Origin of the sequence: Kitasatospora sp. NPDC048407, assembly GCF_043200475.1 — a bacterium.
GTDB lineage: Bacteria > Actinomycetota > Actinomycetes > Streptomycetales > Streptomycetaceae > Kitasatospora.
Genome location: NZ_JBICXW010000008.1, coordinates 205343 through 225953, shown reverse-complemented (window position 1 = coordinate 225953; position 20611 = coordinate 205343). Strand labels below are relative to the sequence as shown.

Sequence of the window (20611 nt, the reverse complement as noted above, 5' to 3'; positions counted from 1 at the left end):
TCATCGGGCCTCGGCGGCGGCAAACGGGTCCGCCCGAAGGCGGGTCACGTCATCAGGGCACGTACGCCTCGACGGCGACGGCCAACTCGACCGGATCCGGTCCGGGAGCCGCCGCGCCGGCCGAGGCGGTCCCGCCCGCCACCAGCACCCGGCCGTCCGTCAGTTCCACCACCGCGAAGCCGTAGCGGCCGGTGCCGAGCGCCCCGGTGGTCGTCCAGCTGCCGGCGGCGGGGTCGAGGACGGCGACGTGCCGGAAGCCCGTCTCGAACCCCGGCCCGCCCGTACCGCCGACCAGCAGCACCAGGCCGGAGCGCAGCGCCAGGCAGCGGTGTCCGCGGCGGCCGCCGCCCGGCAGGGGGCCGAGGGCGGTCCAGGCGCCGGTGGCCGGGTCCCAGATCTCGGCGGTGGCGAGGCTGCGCGGGTCGTACCCGGACGGACCGGCCACCGCGTCGCCGCCGGTGACCAGGACGCGGCCGTCGGCGAGCAGCGTGGCCTGGTGTCCCTTGCGGGCGGTGAGCAGGCTGCCGGTCGGCGTCCAGGTGGCGGCGACGGGGTCGTACAGCTCGCAGTGGGCGAGCGCGGCGTCCGGCCCGCCGGTCGGCAGCGCCCCGCCGACCACCAGGACCTTGCCGCCCTTCAGCAGGACGGCCCGGTGTCCGGTGCGGGCGTCGGTCATCGCCGGGCCGGTGGCGGACCAGGTGAGGGTGGCGGGGTCGAGCAGTTCGACGGTGGCCAGCGCCCGGCCATCGGTGTCGGTGCCGCCGGTGACCAGCACCCGGCCGTCGCCCAGCGCGGTGGCGGCGTGCCCGTGGCGGGCGGTGCCGAGCGCGGCGGTGGACGCCCAGGTGCCCGGCGCCGGGTCGTAGACCTCCGCCGAGGCAAGGACAGCACCGCCGGCGCCGAGGCCGCCCACGACGACCACCCGGCCGTCGCCGAGCCGGCTCGTGCTGTGCCCGGAGCGGGCGGTGGCCAGGCCGGCCGCAGCCGTCCAGGTACCGGCGACCGGATCGAACAGCGCCACCGACCCCAGCGCCGCCCCACTGGCGTCCGCTCCCCCGGCCACCAGCGCCTTGCCGTTGGCCAGCCGGACCGCCTCGATCTCCCGCGCGGGCACCGGCAGCGGGCCGACGGCCGTCCAGGCGCCCGACACGGCGGGCGAGCCGACGGACTCCTCCTCGGGAATGACGTGCAGCTGGTTTGCAAGAGCACCATCGAGGCCGATCCAGTCGGCGAGCGCGTCCTCGGCGGTGGCCCGGCTGCGGAAGGTCCCGCCGGTGCCGCCGGCCGGCGGGTGCGCCTGGACGTTGTTGCGGATGTTCGCGACCACGAACCGCCGGTCGGTGAGCTGCACCGTCTGGTCGGGCGCGAACGGCTGCCGCAGCTGCGACTCCCGCTGCGAGATCGGCGAGCGGCTGGTGCTGCTGCCCTGGAGCAGCTGGCCGAAGATCGCGGGGCTGACGTTCTGGAAGCGCTTCGGCGCGGCGACGGCGGATCGGGCCGCCATCGGGACGACCCGGCGGGCGGCGGCGGCCGTCGCGGGCGCGCCGCTGTCGATGATGTGCAGCTCGTACCGGGCGCTGCGGCGCACCACCCGAGGCGCCAGCAGGGTGCCGGCGGCCGCGGTCAGTTCCAGTCCGGCGTCCTGGCTCTCGTACGCGGGGCGGGAGAGTTTGGCGGCGTCGTCCAGGTCCTGGAACTGGGCCATCGCGAACCTGTCGCCGGTGACGGAGACCCTGGCGAGGCCGCTGTCGGGCGCGGGTGCGATGCCGAACCGCCGTCCGTCGCTGGGCCGTTGGGCGCCGATCCGGTCCAGCCGGACGTCCAGCGGGACGGCCCGCTGGCGGACGAACAGGGTGCCGAGCGGGTGCAGCACCAGCTGGTCGGTGGGGGGCAGCTGCCGGAGGGTGACCAGCGGGTTGAAGCCGCCGGTGGGCAGCTGGGTCTGCCAGCCCTCGATCTTTCCGAACTCCCCTGCCAGCAGCGGGAGTACGGCCACCGGGGGCAGGGTGGTGTTGTGTTCCTCGCCCCAGGTGATGTCGAAGTCGGCGGAGATCTCGAAGAACAGCAGCGAGATGGAGCCGCGGCCGTGCGCCCGCCAGGGCGCGGGGCCCTCGAGGGCGAAGTTCAGGTCGATGCCGAAGACGCCGACGCCGAAGGCCTTCAGGGTGACGCCGGCGGAGATCTGGATGGTGAACGCGAACGGCGAGAAGCGGAACAGCGCGTCGAAGGAGAGGTGGCCCTCGATACGGAACCCGCCGAAGCCGAGCCGGAGTTCGGCCGCAGCACCGAACTGCACGGTGTTGCTGGTGACGGCGAAGTAGCCGGACACCCGGATCAGTTGGCCGGGCCGGTTGAGGATGTCCACGGAGAGCCGCTTGGGCACCGGGAACGGCAGCGGCGGCGGCTTGAAGGACGGGTGGAACCCGCCGACGGTGAGCACGAAGTCCGGTGCGTCGCCCCAGGCGACCAGCAGGCCCATCCCACCGTCGATGGTCATCGTCAGCACGTGCGAGTCGAACAGTTCGGCGAAGAACCAGAGCCTCGACTTGTCGACCTCCAGCGCGCCCACGAAGTTCACCTGGAGTGCCAGCAGCGGCAGGTCCTCGCTGGGCAGCAGGCACTTCAGCACGCCGAGGATGGCGATGTCCCCGGGCGGGATCTCGATGACCACGCCGAGCGAGACGCTGACCAGGGTGGGCGTCCCCCAGCCGATCTTGGCCATCGGCCCGATCAGGAACCGGCCCTGCTCGGGCGGGAAGAACGTGCGCAGGTCGGAGAGGATCCGGGGGGCGTTGGCGATGACGTCCTTGGGGAACATCACCGATTCGACCGAGCCGGTCCGGACGCCTTCCGCCAGCGCCTGCAGGTTCATCGACCGGTTCAGGCCGATCAGGCCGCCGACCGCCAACAGCGTGAATCCGTAGCCGAGTTGGATGCCGGTGGAGCCGAAGTCGGTGGTGATCACGATCAGCAGCGAGAAGCCGTTGCTGCCGTCGGGCATCCGGGTGCTGATCAGGCCGATCGCCTTGAGCTCGACCAGTCCGGCGAAGTCCAGGTCGAGGGCGCCCGCGTACTCGCCGTGGTCCGGGTCGAAGGCCAGGAACCCGCCGCCCTTGACCGCCCCCGCGTCCACCGAGAGGCCCACGCCCTTGGGCGGTTTGAAGCCGAAGGTGAGGTCGACGGGGCCGAGGTTGCCGTCGCCGCCGGAGCGGAACGCCACATTGGCGGTGAGGCCGACCTGCTCCACCACGGCCGTGACGGGGCCGAGCCCAGCTCGGAAGGACGCGCCGAGGCCGATCGGCAGCCCGTCCGGCCCGGGTGCGACGGAGATGGTGAGGCCCTGGATCTCCAGTGGGCCGAGTTCCAGGTGCGCGGGGAGCTGGATCTCCAGGTTGGAGGTGCCGCGGAAGTAGAAGCCCTGCCGGTAGGAGAGTCCGACGGTGAGGTCGGTGCCGAGGGTGAACCCGCCAGCGGGCAGCACGGAGCCGATGAAGCCGTCCGCGCCGGCCGGGGAGAGGACGAACTCCAGCCCCTCCAGGTCGAATTCGGCGAAGAAGTCGACGGCGTCGCCGACCAGCCGCACCCCGCCCCCGCCGCTGATCCGGCTCAGTTGCAGCCGCGTCCCGTCGGCCTGGCCGAACAGCACCCGCGGCTGGTCGGTCGGCCCGAACCGGTCCACTTGGACGTCGATGGAGCCCTTGGCGTGCACCGGCGCGGAGGACGACTCGAACCCGAGCACCATGTCGATGCCCCGGCCGGGGCGCACCAGCAGCGCGACGCCGCCCTGCAGGTCGAGGTCGCCGCGGATGGTGACGGCGATGTCCGGCCCGAGCTCGAACCGGAAGCCCTGCATCCCGGTGAACGAGGGCAGCAGCGCCAGCCCGGGCGGGGCGCCGTCGGCGGTGGCGGGCAGCGGCAGCAGCCGGATCGCGGCGGTCATCTCGGCCGAGGGCTGGACGCGCTGGAACAGCACGGCGGCCAGCGCCCTGGTCCGCGGCCCGAACGGGTCCGGCGTCGCACCCTGGACGGCCAGCGCCGTGGACGGCACCACCCGCTCGCCCTTGACGTTGGCGCCGATGCTCCGCAGCAGGTTGTCGAGCTGGTTGAGCACCTCCGGCTGGTCGAACGCGGCGGTGCCCCAGCCGAAGGCGTCCTTCAGCACCTGAGCCGGGTCGGCGAGCGTCCGCGGCAGGTCGCCGAGGTCCAGGGCGAGGTGCTGGTACGGCGGCCGGTTCCCGGTGGGCGGGGCGTAGCCGGCCTTCACCACGCCGAGGCCGCGCAGCGCGAAGCCCAGGTTGGGGTGGTAGCGCTGCAGGTAGGTGACGATCAGGAAGTCGATCAGCTGGCCGGGGAAGAGCGTGAGGAACCCGTCCGCGCGCAACGTGTCGGGGATCGCCGAGGCCGGCGCGTTGGCGATCGCCTGGATGCCCTTGATGAGCGCCTGCACGGCGCCGAGGGCCCGCTTGACGTCGTCCGGTGAGAACGACGCCGCCGCGGCGGCCCCGCCGTCGCCGACCGTGCCGTCGACGTTCAGCCCGCCGTCGCCGAGCAGCGAGTGCAGGCTGTCGTACAGCGTCTCGACGGCGCCCCGGAGGTCGACGAAGGGCTGCGGGATCGCCGTCACCGTCCAGCCGAGGCGGCGCAGCAGCGCGGTGAACGCGGCGGGGGTGGCCAGCCCGTCGCGCAGCGGCAGCAGTGCCTGGCCGATCTCCGCCAGGATCCGTTCGAAGGTGCCCGGCTCACTCATGCTTCTTCTTCTCCGCCTTGGACTCCGGGTAGAACTTCCGGTCGAGGAGCGCGTGGAAGGTGGGGTCGACCCGGTTGACGATCAGCCAGGCGCAGACGTGGCAGAAGTCGGTCTCGCCCTCGCGCATCTTGCAGCGGCCGGTGGGCCGGTAGTGGGCGCCCGCGAAGCGGTCGCCGCCTTCGAAGATCCCGATCGTCCTGGCTCCCTTGCAGGGCGGGCTGAAGTCCGGGATGTCGACCGGGGTGTCCTCCTTGGGGTTGGTGTCCGCGTGGTTCGGGTCCTGGTTGAGCGGGCTCTGGCTGGTCTGGAGGAACCTGAGCACCTCCGGTTCCACCACCTGGAGCGGCTGGTGCAGCTTGTCCTTCAGCGGGACGAAGGCGATCGAGCCCTTCACGAAGGTCGGGAACGGGGCGCTGCCCGCCCTGGTGAGGATGATCGCGCCCTCCCCCGGCAGTACCTGGCCGACGATCAGCCCTTCCAGGTAGTGGGCGGGCGTGGTGTCCAGCGGGAGCTGCTGGCCGCCCGGCGCGATGCCGAAGTTGCGCACCCGCACCTCGGACAGCTGCGTCTTGACCTGCTGCCACTCGGCGATGTTCCGGGTGCCGATGGTGAGTTTGAGGCCCTGGACGGGGCTGGTCACGTTCACCGAGTCGGCCAGCAGGACGGCGGCGGAGCTGATCCGGGGCAGCTGGAACCACTTCACCTTGGCCGGGTCGATGCGCCGGTCCGGGGCCGGGGCGACCCGCAGGAATCCGAGCCTGGACACGTTGTCCCCTGCCAGGTCGACGGGTTGCTCCTCGTCGGGCCCGCCGTCGCCGCGGAACTCCTCGTACTCGTCGAGCAGGTTGAAGCTGTGGCCGAACTCGTGTGCGACGGTGTCGATGACTCCGGCGAAGTTCACCTCGGTCTCGCCGGGCGGGTCGCGGCGCAGTTCCCGCTTGTCGGTGGCGTTGGCGTAGACGTACGAGACCCCCTGGATGGTGTTGACCGTCTGGGCGGTCACCGTCCGGACGTTGAAGTTGGTGCCGCCGTCCACGCCGTCGTTGACGATCAGCGCGATCAGGCCCCGGCTGGGCTGGAAGTGCTGGTCGTCGGGCTGCCACACGGCGCCGACCGGGACCGTCGAGCCGGTGACCTTCAGGCTGCCGACGAAGCGGAGCAGCGTGTTGGCCACGTTGATTTCCGAGGGGCTCATGTACAGCTCGGGCGGGTGCCGGCGGACGTCCAGGGTCAGGTTCCGGGTCGGCCTGTTCCGGTAGAACTCGTACACCCGGGCGACGAAGTCCTTGACCCCTTGGTCCCCGACCGTGTCGGCGGCGGGCCTGACCACCGGGCCGAAGCCCGAGAACCGGTCGCCGGGCCGGGGGCCGAGGCGGACGCCGAAGAAGGTGTCGCGGGCGTGCAGGATCCCGACCGACTGGTGCGCCTTCCAGGCCTTGATCAGGTCGTCATTGATCTTGGCCGGCTCGATGACGAGGTCCTGGGCCTGCCAGGTCGCCACCAGGTTGGTCCGCTGGTCGCCGCGCATCGGCAACCCGACCAGGTGAACCAGCTCCTCCAGGCTGTAGAGGTTGCCTCCGCCGATCTGGTTGGTCGGGATCGGGAAGCCGATGCCCCTCGCCTGGCCGGCGTCGATCCGCTCCTCGCCGGCGGCGACCCGGAATCCGCAGGTGACGGTGTGCTGCTGGGAGGCGGTGAAGGCCTTGAAGACGTTGAAGCTCTTGTTCAGCATGCCGTACGGCTCGTGCGCGGGCTTCTCGAACATCTCGTGGATGGCCCGGGTGACGATCTGGTCGAACTTCGGTCGGTCCTGGTCGCGGAACCCCTCGGCGAGGAACAGCACGTTGTGCTTGTCGGCCAGGGTCGTCAGGTCGTCGCCGCCCATCTCCCGGGTCACCGCGTGGTCGGCGGCGTAGTCGACCACCCACACGTTCAGCAGTTGCGCACCGCCCAGGCCGGGGAACAGCCCGGACAGCACCCAGGGGGTGCCGGGCTGGGTGGGCAGCACGCCCCGCAGGCGGCCGGTGGGCGACACGGCGAGCTGCCGGGCGTCGGCCGGCACCAGCTGGACGTACCCGTGGCCGGTGATGTCGCCGATCAGGTCCGTCCCGGTGCCGGGGTCGTCGCTGAACTTCGCGTACAGCGACGGCTGGGCGTGCGCCACGGTGGTGTCGAGGGCGGTGGTGATCGAGTCGTTGCCGAACCACCAGCCGACCACCGACTTGTGCACCTGGAGCCGGCCGACGATGTACTGGCCGCCGGCCTGGGCCTGGAACAGGAAGACCCCGGGGGTGGTGGCCGTGACCACGCCGGTGGTGTTGTCGTACACCGGCACCCCGTCGAACCGGTGGCCCTTGTCGTTGAAAGGCGCGAAGAAGTCGACCGTGCACTGACGCGGCAGGACCGGGGTGATGGTGAATCCGTTCGTCGCCGGCACCGCCACCTGGCGGGTGGCCAGCGAGAGGGTGAGCGGCGGCGTTCCGGTCAGCGCCATGTGCAGGTCACTGTGCGGGAACAGCAGCAGATCGGGGGTGGGGTCGGGCGGCTGGGCCACGGAGGACCTCCTGTCCAATGCTTCGCAACCGTACTGACCGGCGCCGGGAAATTCGGCACGAACACGGCGTCAATGCCTCGAAAGAGGTCATTCGCCCCACCGATCGTCAGATCATGTACCACACAAGGGAGTTGAGCCCGATCACCATTCCGCCCGAAGGCTGCGCGGGCTGCGGGTGGTGCCGCCCAGGCGCCACTCGACGGCCGCGCCCGGCTCGGCCAGGCGCAGGCCGGGGAGCCGAGTGGCGAGCCGTTGCAGGACCACCTGGAGCTGGGTCCGCGCCAGCCAGGTGCCCAGGCAGTGGTGCGGGCCCGCGCCGAACGCCAGGGTGGGTGCCGGCAGCGGCGCGAAAAGGTCGCCCGCCATGCCGTCCGGGAAGACCGCCGGGTCCCGGTTGGCGCTGCCGAGGCAGACCGCGACCGTCGATCCGGCCGGGATCCGCACGCCGCCGACTTCGACGGCCTCCACCGCCCGACGGGTGGTGAACTCGTCGTCACCCAGCTGGATGTGATGCAGCAACCACTCGGTGGCCGTCCGCGCCCGCTCCTCCTCCGCGAGCTGCGGCCAGCTGCCGAGCCGCCCACCCAGCAGGTACAGCAGCGCGTTGGCGAGGACTCCCGCGACGCTGTCGCTGCCGCTGGCCGCCAGGCCGCCGAGCAGGTACGTCAACTGTCCCTCGGGGATCCCGCCGGCCTGGTCGGCGGCCTGTACCAGGCGGCTCGCCAGGTCCTCGCCCGGCCGGCGCCGTCGCTCGGCCAGCAGCGCGGCCGCGAATTGCGCGAACTCCCGCTGATCCGACGCCAGTTCACCCCCCGCTTCGGCGTCCTCGACGGTCAGGCAGGCGGCCCACCGCCGCAGCCGTCCGGGCTCCAGGCCCTCCAGGCCCATCAGTCGCTCCGCCACCGCGAACGGCAGGACGGAGGTGAGACCGGCGACCAGATCGCCCGGCGGTCCGGCCGCCACCAGGTCGTCCAGCAACCGCCCGACCTCCGCCTCCACCCAGGGCCGCCACTGGGCGACGGCCCGGACCGTGAACGCGCCCTGCGCGGTGCGCCGCAGGCGCTGGTGGCCGGATCCGTTCTGGTTGTAGAGCGACGCCGGATCGGTGGACACGTTGAGCGCGCCGCCACCCCCGGGCTCCAGGTCGCGGACGAACCGCGGATCGGTCAGCACCTGCCGCACCTCGTGGTACCTGGTCACCACCCAGGCCGCCGAGCCGTCCCGCAGGGTGGCCGACCGCGGCGGGGCCGACTCGGGTAGGTCCAGGGCGTGCAGCGGCGAAAGTTGGGCGGGCATGGCACCTCCACGCGGGCGGCGGGATTTTCCGATTACGCTAGCTGATGGATCGTCAGATTTTCTTAAGCCGTGCCACGTCGGTTCCGCGTCGACCGCTCGCCCTGCGGTTAGCATCGAATCCCGTTCAGTTCGGTGACGATTCATCTGGAGGGCCGTTGAACCAGGAAAGATCCTTTGGTCAGACGGCCGAATTTCGCACCGTTCTTCGCTACGCCGCCTATCCCGCCCTGCTGTTCACCGTGCCCGCCTGTGCCGTGGCAACTCTCCACCAGCACTGGGACATCGGCCGCGTCCTCGCCGCGTTCCAGGTCGGCACCATCGGTTACCTCTGGGCCCTCGAGCGACTCATCCCCTACCGGCGGGACTGGCACCCGGGCGGGCGTGAACTCCGCTGCTACGCCGTCTACTTCGTTCTGACGATGGTGGGCGGGGCACTCGGCCAACTGCTGGTCGCGGCGCTGGTCGCCCGGCTGGCGCCGCCGCATCCGACGCTTCCGCTCCGGGTGGAGATCCCGCTCGCCCTGCTCACCGGTTCACTGGCGAAATACCTCTTTCACCGGTGGTCGCACCACCAGCCGTGGCTGTGGCGGCTGCACGGCGTCCATCACGCGCTGGACAAGGTGAACGTCACCAACAACGGCGTCAATCATCTGCTCGACGTCCTGCTCGGGCAGGCGTTGGTGCAACTCGCGCTGGCCTGGCTCGGTTTCTCCCGGGAATCGGTTTTCTGCACCTCGCTGTTCGTCGTCGCCCAGGGCTATTTCGTGCACGCGAACATCGATGTCCGAATCGGCCGGCTGAACCACGTGTTCGGCAGTCCGGAACAGCACCGGCTGCACCACAGCACCGTGTTGGCCGAGTCCGGGCACTTCGGCGCGGACCTCGCGATCTGGGACCACCTGTTCGGCAGTTTCACCTGGCGGCCGGGGCGCCGGCCGGTGGCGGTCGGACTGCACGACCCGGCGAGTTTCCCGCCCACCACCAGCGTCCTCGCCAGCCTGCTGCACCCCTGGCGCCCCGCCCCCGACGCCACCACCGGACCTTCCAACTGACCCCACCCGTCCCTTGCCGGGGCGCCACGAGACACGGATTGGACCATGACGGACTCGACCGACCAACCCCAGGACCGGATCGCGATCATCGGCATCGGCTGTCGGTTTCCCGGCGGCGTCCGCGACCACCGGAGCTTCTGGCGCAACCTGATCGAGGGCCGGGACTGCATCGTCCCGACCCCGGCCGACCGCTACGACACCACCACCCTGGCCAGCAGGGACCGCGCCAAGCCCGGCCGGCTGATCGCCGGGCGCGGCGGATATATCGACGGCGTCGACGAGTTCGACCCGGAGTTCTTCGGCATCAGCCCGCGCGAGGCCCACCACATGGACCCGCAGCAGCGGAAGCTGCTGGAGGTGGCCTGGGAGGCGCTGGAGGACGGCGGACAGCTGCCGAGCCTGCTCGCCGGACGCGAAGTCGGCGTCTACGTCGGCGCGTTCACCCTCGACTACAAGATCCTGCAGTTCGCCGACCTCGCCTTCGACACCCTGGCCGCGCACACCGCGACGGGCACCATGATGACGATGGTGTCGAACCGCATCTCGCACTGCTTCGACTTCCGCGGCCCCAGCGTCTCGATCGACACCGCGTGCAGCTCCTCGCTGGTGGCGCTGCACCTGGCCCGCCAGAGCCTGCTGCGCGGCGAGACCGATCTCGCCCTGGCCGGCGGCACGTTGCTGCACCTGGCGCCGCAGTACACCATCGCCGAGACCAAGGGCGGCTTCCTGTCCGCCGAGGGCCGCTCGCGCGCCTTCGACGCGACGGCCGACGGCTACGTCCGGGCCGAGGGCGTCGGCGTGGTGGCGCTCAAACGCCTGGCGGACGCGCTGCGCGACGGCGACCCGATCCACGCGGTGGTGCTCGGCAGCGGCGTCAACCAGGACGGCCGCACCGACGGCATCACGGTGCCCAACGCCGATGCCCAGGTCACCCTGGTCCGCCGGGTCTGTGCGGAGGCGGGCATCGCGCCGGGCAGCCTGCAGTACGTGGAGGCGCACGGCACCTCCACCCCGGTCGGCGACCCGATCGAGGCCCAGGCGCTGGGACGGGTCCTCGCCGACGGCCGTGCGCCGGGCGCGCGGTGCTACGTCGGCTCGGTGAAGACCAACATCGGGCACACCGAGGCGGCGGCCGGCATCGCCGGGCTGGTGAAGACGGTGCTGGCGCTGAAGCACCGTCGGATTCCGCCGCACATCAACCTGGAGCGGCCCACCGACGCGATCGACTGGGCCGCGCTGCCCTTCGAGGTCCCGACCCGGGCGGTGGACTGGCCCGCGCACGAGGGCCCGGCCCGGGCGGGCGTGAACTCGTTCGGCTTCGGCGGCACCAACGCCCATGTGCTGCTGGAGGAGGCGCCGGTGCGCGAGGCGCCCGCCCCGCCCGCACGGGTGCCCAGCTGGACCGTCCTGCCGCTGAGCGCCCGGGACGAGGCAGGCCTGCCCGAACTGGCCGCCGGGATCCGGCAGGAGCTCGCCGGCGCGGACGGCCCGCCGGTGGCCCTCGCCGACCTCGGCCACACCCTGGCCCGGCGCCGCGAGCACCACGAGCACCGCCTGTCGGTGGTGTACCGGCCGGAGTCCGCGGCGTCGCTGGACGAGGCGCTCGCCGCCCACCAGCAGGGCGAGCCGCACCCCCGGGTGCTGACCGGCCGGCGGCTGGAGCGCGCGCAGCGGCGGCTGGTGTGGGTGTTCACCGGGATGGGCCCGCAGTGGTGGGGCATGGGCCGCGGCCTGTTCGAGAGCGAGCCGGTGTACCGCGAGACGGTCGAACGATGCGACGCCGAGATCCGCCGGCAGGCCGGCTGGTCGCTGCTGGACGAACTCGCGCGCGGCGAGGCCGAGTCGAGGATGGCCGAGACCTGGCTCGCCCAGCCCGCCAACTTCGCCGTGCAGCTCGGCCTGGCCGCGCTGTGGCGCAGCTACGGGGTGCGCCCGGACGCGATCGTCGGGCACTCCACCGGTGAGGCCGCCGCGTTCCACGAGGCCGGCGTCCACGAACTCGCCGACGCCGTCGCGGTGATGCTGCACCGCAGCCGGCTCCAGCACCGCCTGGCCGGGACGGGCGGGATGCTCGCCGTCGGCCTGACCGAGGTGGAGGCCGCCCGCCGGATCCGGCCCTGCCAGGACCTGGTGTCGGTGGCCGCCGTCAACAGCCCGTCCTCCGTCACCCTCTCCGGAGACCTGGACGCCCTGAAGCAGCTGGCCGCCGAGCTGGAGCGGGAGCAGGTCTTCGCCCGCTTCCTGCCGGTCCAAGTGCCGTACCACAGCGTGCGGATGGACCCGATCCGGGATGAACTGCTGGCCGCGCTCGCCGACTTGAAACCGCGCCAAGCCGAAGTCCCGCTGTACCTGACGGCCCGCGAGGGGCGCGCCCACGGCACCGAGCTGGAGGCCGATTACTGGTGGCAGAACGTCCGCGAGCCGGTGCGGTTCCGCTCCGCCGTGGACCTGCTGGTCGACGACGGCCACCAGCTGTTCCTGGAGATCGGCCCGCACCCCGTCCTCGGCCACGCGATCCGCGAGTGCCTGGACGGCCGGGAGGCGGCGGGCTGGACGGTGCCGTCGATCCGCCGGGAGGAGGACGAGCCGGAACGCATCGCCCGCTCGCTGGCCGAACTGCACAACCTGGGCGTCGAGTTGGACTGGGAGGCACTGCACCCCGGCGGCCGCCCGGTGCCACTGCCGGGCTACCCGTGGAAGCGGGACAGGTACTGGGTGGAGCCGGAGCCGGTCGAGCAGATCCGGCTCGGGCGGCTCGACCACCCGCTGCTGGGCCGCCGCACCGCGAACGTCCGGCCGACCTGGGAGGTCCAGCTCGACCTGGAGCGGCTGCCGTACCTGGCCGACCACCGGATCGAGGACGCCGCGGTGTTCCCGGCCGCCGGCTATCTGGAGATGGCCGCGCAGGCGGTACGGGTGCTGACCGGCGCCGACCGGGCGGTGCTGGCGGACATCGAACTGCCCAAGGCGCTGTTCCTCTCCGAGTCGCTGCCGCCGACCGTCCAACTGGGCTTCGACTCCGACGGGGTGAGCTTCTCCGTCGCCTCGGTCGGCGCCGAGCGCACCATCCACGCCGCCGGTGTGGTCCGCACCGATCAGCGCCGCGGGCCCGCCGCCGCGCCGGACCTGCCCGCAATTCGGGAACGCTCCGCCCGGCGGCTCGACCGGGCCGGCTGCTACCGGGAGCTCGCCGAACTGGGCTACGGCTACGGCCCGGCGTTCCAGCGCATCGAGGAGGTCTGGATCGGCCCCGGGGAGGCCCTGGCGCGGATCTGCCCGGCCGAGCCGCGCCCGGCGGACGCCGACGCCGCGCACGTCCACCCGACCCTGCTCGACGCCTGCTTCCAGGCCCTGCTGACGCCTCAACTCCTCGGCGAGGAAAGCCCGGTGAGCGGCATCCGGCTCCCGCTGTCCATCGCGGAGGTCAGCCTCGACCGGGTCGGCGACCGGCCGTTCTGGGTGCACGCGACCGTCACCCGGGAGAGCGGGGACGAGCTGATCGGCGACCTCACGCTGTACGCCGAGGACGGCGACCTGCTCGGCCGGGTCACCGGCTTCCGCGCGGCCGGCGTCGAGGGCGCCTCGGCCTCCGCGGGTCTGGCCGCGATCGACGGCTGGCTGGCCGAACCGGTCTGGATCGACCAGCCGTTGGCGGACGCCGACGCGCCGGCCCCGGAGCGGCTGGTGGTGCTGGCCGACGCCGCCGGTCTCGCCGAGGAGCTCGCCGCGCAGGTCCGCGAGCGCGGGGGCGCCTGCCACCTGGTCCGGCCGGGCGACAACTACCTTTACAGCGACGGCGGTTCGACCGTCCGGCCCGACTCCGCCGCCGACCTGCGCCGGTTGTTCGAGGACCTCGACGACAGCTTCGACACCGTGCTGCACCTGTGGAACCTGGACCTGCCGTCGCTCGACGCCGTCGGCCGGGAGCAGTTGGCGGACTGCGGCACCCTCGGCGGCTGGTCGCTGATCGCGCTCGCCCAGGTATTGCCGTCCGCCCGGCCCGGCGGGCGGCTGCACATCGTCACCCGGGGCACCCAAGCGGTGGTCGAGGGCGAGCCGGTGGAGCCACTGGGCGCGCCCGCCTGGGGCATCGGGCGGGTGCTGTGGCAGCAGGAACTCGTCGCGCAGCGCGGCAAGTTGATCGACCTGGGGGCGGTGGCCGAGCCGCACGAAGAGGCGGCGGCGCTGCTGCGGGAGCTGGCGGTGGCGGACGCGGAGGAGATCGCGCTGCGCGGCGAGCGGCGCGCCACCTGCCGCCTGAGCCGGCCCGCCGGGCTCACCCGGCCGCTGCCGCTGCGGCTGCGCGCCGACGGCTCCTACCTGGTGACGGGCGCGTTCGGCGCGCTCGGGCGGCTGCTGTGCCGGACGCTGGTCCGGCGCGGCGCGCGGCGGCTGATCCTGGTCGGCCGGACGGCACTGCCCGCGCGCGAGCAGTGGTCGGAGCTGGACCCGGCGAGTGCGGCGGGTCAACGGGTCGCGTTCCTGCGGGAGTTGGAGGCGCTGGGGGCGCACCCCGTGCCGGTTCCGCTGGACGTGACCGACGAGGCGGCGCTGGCCGACTGGCTGGCGGACTACCGGCGCCGTCAACTCCCGCCCGTACGGGGCGTGTTCCACCTCGCGGGGCAGGTCAGGGACGCGCTGGTGCCCGAGCTGGACCGGGAGGTGTTCGACGCCGCGTGGGAGCCGAAGGTGGTCGGCGCGCACATCCTGCACCGGCACCTGCGCGAGGAACCGCTGGACCACTTCGTACTGTTCGCCTCCATCGCCTCGGTGCTGACCACCGCCGGGCAGACCAACTACGCGGCGGGCAACGCCTTCCTGGACGCGCTGGCCCACCACCGCCGGGCCCGCGGCCTGCCCGCGCTGAGCATCGACTGGGGTCCGTGGGCGACGGGCATGATCGAGGAACTGGGCCTGGTGAGCCACTACCGCGAGGCGCGCGGGATGAGTTCGCTGCCCCCGGCGGCGGGCATGGCGGTGCTGGAGCGGGTCATCGGGCAGGACCGGGCGCAGCTGCTGGTCGCCACGGTCGTCGACTGGCCGGTGTTCCAGGCCTGGTACGCCACACCGCCCGCTCTGGTCGCCGAGCTGGCGGCCGCCGCCGACGTCCCGCAGGCCGCCCCGGCCGGGGGTTTCCCGGCCGCTTTCCGGGCCGCCGATGCCGGGGTGCGGCGCCAGCTGGTGACGGAGCGGTTCACCGAGCTGGTGGCGCACGTGCTGCGGGCGAACCCGGAGCGGATCGACCCGGCGGCGGGCCTGAACAGCCTCGGTCTGGATTCGCTGCTGGCGATGGAGCTGCGCGCCCGCACCCAAGCCGAACTGGGCGTCGCCCTGCCGGTGGTGACGCTGCTGAGCGGCGATCCCTTCGACGAGCTGGTCGAGCGGCTGTACACCGGACTGCTGGAGAAGGCGGCGACCGACGGACCCGCGCCGGAGGCCGAGGTGGAGGTGCACACCGACGAGCACCGGTATCCGCTGACGCACAACCAGAAGGCCCTGTGGTTCCTCAAGCACCTCAACCCGGACGCCTTCGCGTACAACATCGGCGGCGCGGTGGAGATCCGCACCGAGCTCGACCCGGAGCTGATGTTCGACGCCTTCCGGGTGCTGCTGGAGCGGCACCCGGCCCTGCGGGCCAACTTCGTGCTGGAGGACGGCCGGGCCGTCCAGCTGATCTCCCCCGAGGCCCGTCCGGACACCGGCCTGTTCGACGTCCAAGGCCAGGAGTGGGACGAGATCCACGGGATGATCGTCCAGGAGTACCGCAAGCCGTACGACCTCGAACGGGACCCGCTGGTGCGGCTGCGGCTGTTCAAGCGCGGCCCGGACCGCTGGGTGCTGATGAAGGCCGTCCACCACATCGTCTCGGACGCGATCTCGACCTTCACCTTCATCGACGAGCTGTTCACCCTCTACGAGGGGCAGCGCCATGGTCGCCGGGTCGAGCTGCCGCCGGTGTCCGCGCGCTACCTGGACTTCCTCAACTGGCAGAACCGCCTGCTCGCGGGGCCGGACGCCAAGCCGATGCTGGACTACTGGCGCTCCCACCTGCCGGCCGAGACGCCGGTGCTGGGCCTGCCCACCGACAAGCCCCGCCCGTCCGTGCAGACCCACAACGGGGCGTCCGAGTTCTTCCGGCTGGACGAGGAGCTCAGCGCCCGCGTGCAGGAGTTGGCCCGCGAGCACGACGTCACGGTGTTCATGGTGCTGCTCAGCGCGTACTACCTGCTGCTGCACCGGTACTCCGGGCAGGACGACATCATCGTGGGCAGTCCGGTCACCGGCCGCACCCGCGAGGAGTTCGGCTCGGTCTACGGGTACTTCGTCAACCCGCTTCCGCTGCACGTGAATCTGGCCGACCGGCCGTCGGTGGCCGAGCTGCTGGGCCGGGTCCGGGAGACCGTGCTGGGCGGCCTGGACAACCAGGAGTACCCGTTCGTGCTGCTGGTCGAGCAGCTCGGGCTGCAGCGCGACCCGAGCCGCTCGGCGGTCTTCCAGGCGATGTTCATCCTGCTCACCCACAAGGTGGCCACCGACAAGTACGGCTACCACCTGGACTACATCGAACTCCCGGAGGAGGAAGGGCAGTTCGACATCACACTGTCCGCCTACCAGGACCGGGCGGACGGCTGCTACCACTGCGTGTTCAAGTACAACACCGACCTGTTCGAGCCCACGACGATGGAACGGATGGCCGGGCACTACCGCAACCTGCTGGACGCGCTCACCCGGTCGTCCGCCGAGCAGCCCGCCGACCGGTTGCCGCTGCTCGACGCCGCCGAGCGGGAGCGGCTGCTCGACCGGTGGAGCGGCGCGGGGCGCACCGAGCCCGCCGAGCTGCCGGTGCACGAGCTGATCGCCCGGGCCGCCGCCGAGCGGCCCGAGGCCCTCGCCGTGACCCTCCCGGCACCGGACGGCACCGTCCGGCGGCTCGACTACGGCGAGCTCGACCGCCGCAGCCGCCGGGCCGCCGGGCAGCTGCGTCAACTCGGCGTCCGGGACGGCTCGGTGGTGGCCCTGTGCCTCGACAAGTCGCCGGAGCAGATCGTCGCCCTGCTGGCCGTGCTCCGGGCCGGCGGCGCCTACCTACCGCTGGACCCCGGGCACCCGGTGGACCGGCTCACCTACATGACGTCCAACGCCGACGCCGTCCTGCTGCTCACCGACCGCGACCGCCCCGAACTGGCCGGCCTCGCCCCGCGGGTGCTGACCCTCGACGAACTGGACGCGGCGTCCGAGGGCCCGGCCCCCGAGGCCGTCGCCCTGGACGCCCCCGCGTACGTCATCTACACCTCCGGCAGCACCGGCCGCCCCAAGGCGGTCCGGGTCAGCCACCGCAACCTGGCCTCGGTGTACGCCGGTTGGCGCGCCGAGTACCGGCTGGACAGCGACGTCCGGGTGCACCTCCAGATGGCCGCCCAGTCCTTCGACGTCTTCACCGGCGACCTGGTGCGCGCCCTGTGCTCGGGCGGCCACCTGGTGCTGGTCGACCGCGACCTGCTGTTCGACACCGCCCGGCTGTACCGGACGATGGTGCAGGAGCGCGTCGACTGCGCCGAGTTCGTCCCGGCGGTGGCGCGCGGCCTGCTGGCGCACTGCGAACGCGAGGGCCACCGGCTGGACTTCATGCGGCTGCTGATCGTCGGCTCGGACGCCTGGAAGGTCGAGGAGCACCGGCGCCTGCACGCGCTGTGCGGCCCCGGCACCCGGCTGGTCAACTCCTACGGGCTGACCGAGGCGACCATCGACAGCGCCTGGTTCGAGGGCCCGACGGACGGCGTCGAACCGGGCCGGATGGTGCCGATCGGGCGGCCGTTCCCGAACAGCGCGCTCTACGTCCTGGACGAGCACGGCGAGCCCGTGCCGCCCGGGGTGGCGGGCGAACTCTGGGTCGGCGGCGCGGGCGTCGCGGACGGCTACGTCGGCGACCCGGAGCAGACCGCCGAACGCTTCACCGTGCGCTCCCCGGGCGGCCGCCCGGTCCGGCTGTACCGGACCGGCGACCTGGCGCACTGGGCCGCCGACGGCACCGTACGGCTGCTCGGACGGGCCGACAACCAGGTCAAGGTGCGCGGCCACCGCATCGAACCCGGCGAGATCGAGACCCAGCTGGCCGCTCTGCCCGGCATCGCCGCCTGCGCCGTGACGGTGCGCCAGGTCGACGACGGCGGCGGCGTGCTGTGCGCCTACTACGTCCCCGAGCCCGGCGCGCGGCCCGACCAGCGCGAGCTGCGTCGCCAACTCGCCGACCGGCTGCCCGCGTACATGACGCCCTCGCACCTCACCGAGCTGCCCGCCCTGCCGCTCACCCCGAACGGCAAGGTCGACACCGCCGCGCTGCCGTCCCCCCGATTCGACCCGGGCGACGGCGAACCCGAGCCGCCGACCACGCTGTTCGAGGTACGGATGGCCGCGCACTGGACGTCCCTGCTGGGCGTGGAACGGGTCGGTCTTCAGCACGACTTCTTCGAGGCGGGCGGCAGTTCGATCAAGCTGATCGAACTGATCCACCACCTGCGGACCGAGTTCAACGTCTCCATCCCCGTCAGCCTGCTGTTCGAGTCCACCACGCTGCGCGGCATGGCCCGGACCCTGGAGCACGTCATCACCGGCCGGATCGCCGGCGCCCAGCCGTACCTGCGCTTCAACCCCGGCGACGAGAACGGAACGGTGTTCTGCTTCCCACCCGCCGGCGGGCACGGCCTGGTGTACCGGCAGCTCGCCGCGCACCTGACGGAGTACCAGTTCGTCGCGTTCAACTACCTGACCGGCGAGGACAAGATCGCTCGCTACGCCGACCTGATCGAGTCCTTCCGGGAACAGGGCCCGTACACGCTGCTCGGCTACTCGCTCGGCGGCAACCTCGCCTTCGAGGTGGCCAAGGAACTGGAACGCCGCTCCCACGAGGTGCCGCACGTGCTCATCGTGGACTCCTACCGGATCACCGACTCCTTCACCCTCGAAGCCGAGCACCTCGACGCCTTCGAGCGCGAACTGCGCGAACACCTGCGCCGGCACACCGGATCGGACCTGGTCGCCGAGGAGACGCTCAGCCAGGCCCGGGAGTACCTGCACTTCTGCGCCCGCACACCGAACCTCGGCGCCGTCCGCTCGCTGATCAGCGTGATCTCGGACCAGGAGAAGGTCCCGTTCTACGCGGCGGGCAACCAGGGTACCTGGCACGGCAGTTCGACCACCCGGACCACCGTGTTCCGCGGCTTCGGCAGCCACGCCGAAATGCTCGACCAGGACTTCGCCGCCCGCAACGCGGAACTGACGCGCGGCATCCTCACGGGAGGGGCGACCGGTGCCGCAGGGTGACGACGGACCCCGGGTGATCGTCATCGGCGCCGGGCTCGGCGGGCTGGCCACCGGCTGCTACGCCCGGATGAGCGGGATGCGGACCCAGATCTTCGAGAAGCACGTCCTGCCGGGCGGCTGCTGCACCGCCTGGTCCCGCAAGGGCTACCTGTTCGACTACTGCATCGACTGGCTGATCGGCACCGCCCCGGGCAACGACGCCAACCGCGTCTGGCGGGAACTCGGCGCCCTCGACGGGAAGAGCGTCACCAACTTCGACCTGTTCAACCGGGTGGTCGACGAGCACGGCCGGGCGGTGAGCTTCTACAACGACCCGGACCGGCTGGAGCGCCACCTGCTCGACCTCTCCCCCGCCGACGCCCGCCCGATCCGGGCGTTCTGCCGGGACCTCAGGCGGTTCGCCGCGCTCGACCTGCACCCCTTCCTCAAACCGTCCGCCCTCCAGACGCCCCGCGAGAAGCTCGCCACCCTGCGGAAGGTACTGCCCTCGTTCCGGCTGCTGTGGCGGACGGCGGCGACCCCGCTCAACACCTTCGCCGACCGCTTCCAGGACCCGCTGCTGCGCCAGGCGTTCCGCAACATCCTGTTCCAGGACCCGGACGGCTTCCCGCTGCTGCCCTACCTGTACAGCATGGCCGCCGCGCGCAACCTCAACGCCGGTTTCCCGCAAGGGGGTTCGCTGGGCCTGGCACGGTCGGTCGAGCACCGCTACACCTCGCTCGGCGGCGAGATCGCCTACCGCGCCCGGGTCGAACGCATCCTGGTCGAGGACGGGCGCGCGGTCGGCGTGGAACTCCGCGGCGGCGAACGGCACTACGCCGACCACGTGGTCGCGGCCTGCGACGGACAGACCGCCATCTACCGTCTGCTGGAAGGCCGTTGGACCGGGCCGCGGATCGACCGGCTCTACCAGGACGTGCTGCACGAGCCGGGCACGCTGTTCCCGGCCGTGGTCTCGGTCTTCCTCGGCATCGACGGCGAACTCGACGCCGGCGGCCCGCACTGCACCACCTACCTGCTCCCCGCCGAACAGGCCGCCGAACTGCCCGGCGCCCTCCAGCGCGGCCTGGTGGTGCAGCAGCGCTCGCACTACTCGGACGGCTTCGCCCCGCCCGGCAAGTCGGTGATCCACTGCACCTACTTCAGCGACTACCACCACTGGAAGTCGCTGCGCGGCCGGGACCGCCGGGCGTACCGGGCGGAGAAGCAGCGGGCCGCCGACGTGGTCCGGGGCTTCCTGGAGCGGCGGTACCCGGGGATCGGCGAGCGCATCGACCTGATCGAGGTCGCCTCGCCCGCCACCATGGAGCGGTACACCGGCAACAGCTTCGGCAGCATCCTCGCCTGGAAGGCGTTCTCCGGGGCCGACGACCTGGTGACCAAGCTGATCAACCGGGACCGGATGCGCCTGCCCGGACTGAGCGGCTTCTCCATGGCCGGCCACTGGGCCAGCCTCGGCGGCCTGATCCGCGCGGCGTCCAGCGGCCGGTTCGCCGTCCAGTACCTCTGCGAGGAACTCGGCCTGGAGTTCCGGGCCTGGGAGAGCGACAACCAGGACCCCTGGCACCCCGGCAAGCTCGGACACCTGCCCCAACTCGCCCGCTGGAGCGCGTCGGCATGACGGAACCACGCAGAGAGACC

The 20611-nt window shown here is 72.3% G+C and carries 6 protein-coding genes; 3 read left to right on the top strand and 3 right to left on the bottom strand.

The window, feature by feature from the left end; translation table 11 throughout:
• Nucleotides 1–52: 52 nt before the first annotated feature.
• The 3 genes from ACGFWJ_RS17960 to ACGFWJ_RS17950 all read right to left on the bottom strand — a co-directional run bounded on the left by ACGFWJ_RS17960 (nt 53) and on the right by ACGFWJ_RS17950 (nt 8597).
• A complete protein-coding gene (locus ACGFWJ_RS17960; RefSeq protein ID WP_392950444.1) occupies nt 53–4747 on the bottom strand; it encodes a DUF6603 domain-containing protein in 4695 nt (1564 codons plus the stop codon).
• Nucleotides 4740–7301 carry a hypothetical protein gene (locus ACGFWJ_RS17955; RefSeq protein WP_392950442.1) on the bottom strand — a complete coding sequence of 854 codons (2562 nt, stop codon included), beginning with the start codon at nt 7299–7301 and terminating at the stop codon, nt 4740–4742. The genes ACGFWJ_RS17960 and ACGFWJ_RS17955 overlap by 8 nt, the downstream gene beginning before the upstream one ends.
• Nucleotides 7302–7442: 141 nt before the next feature.
• Nucleotides 7443–8597, bottom strand: a complete 1155-nt coding sequence (locus tag ACGFWJ_RS17950; protein WP_392950439.1) for a cytochrome P450 — start codon at nt 8595–8597, stop codon at nt 7443–7445.
• A 155-nt stretch (nt 8598–8752) separates the two neighbouring features.
• Here ACGFWJ_RS17950 and ACGFWJ_RS17945 point away from each other — a divergent pair, with 155 nt between their 5' ends.
• From ACGFWJ_RS17945 to ACGFWJ_RS17935, 3 genes are read left to right on the top strand one after another with little or no spacing between them, the layout of a single operon-like run.
• A complete protein-coding gene (locus tag ACGFWJ_RS17945) occupies nt 8753–9649 on the top strand; it encodes a sterol desaturase family protein (RefSeq protein WP_392950568.1) in 897 nt (298 codons plus the stop codon).
• Between the two features lie 45 nt (nt 9650–9694).
• The gene (locus tag ACGFWJ_RS17940; RefSeq protein ID WP_392950437.1) at nt 9695–18970 is read left to right on the top strand and encodes an amino acid adenylation domain-containing protein; all 9276 of its coding nucleotides are present in this window, start codon (nt 9695–9697) and stop codon (nt 18968–18970) included.
• Nucleotides 18957–20591 carry a phytoene desaturase family protein gene (locus tag ACGFWJ_RS17935; protein WP_392950434.1) on the top strand — a complete coding sequence of 545 codons (1635 nt, stop codon included), beginning with the start codon at nt 18957–18959 and terminating at the stop codon, nt 20589–20591. The genes ACGFWJ_RS17940 and ACGFWJ_RS17935 overlap by 14 nt, the downstream gene beginning before the upstream one ends.
• Nucleotides 20592–20611: the final 20 nt, after the last annotated feature.

Excerpts from the sequence above, each read along its gene's own strand:
- ACGFWJ_RS17950 (WP_392950439.1), bottom strand. The coding sequence starts at position 8,597 with ATGCCCGCCCAACTTTCGCCGCTGCACGCCCTGGACCTACCCGAGTCG.
- ACGFWJ_RS17940 (WP_392950437.1), top strand. The coding sequence starts at position 9,695 with ATGACGGACTCGACCGACCAACCCCAGGACCGGATCGCGATCATCGGC.
- ACGFWJ_RS17960 (WP_392950444.1), bottom strand. The coding sequence starts at position 4,747 with ATGAGTGAGCCGGGCACCTTCGAACGGATCCTGGCGGAGATCGGCCAG.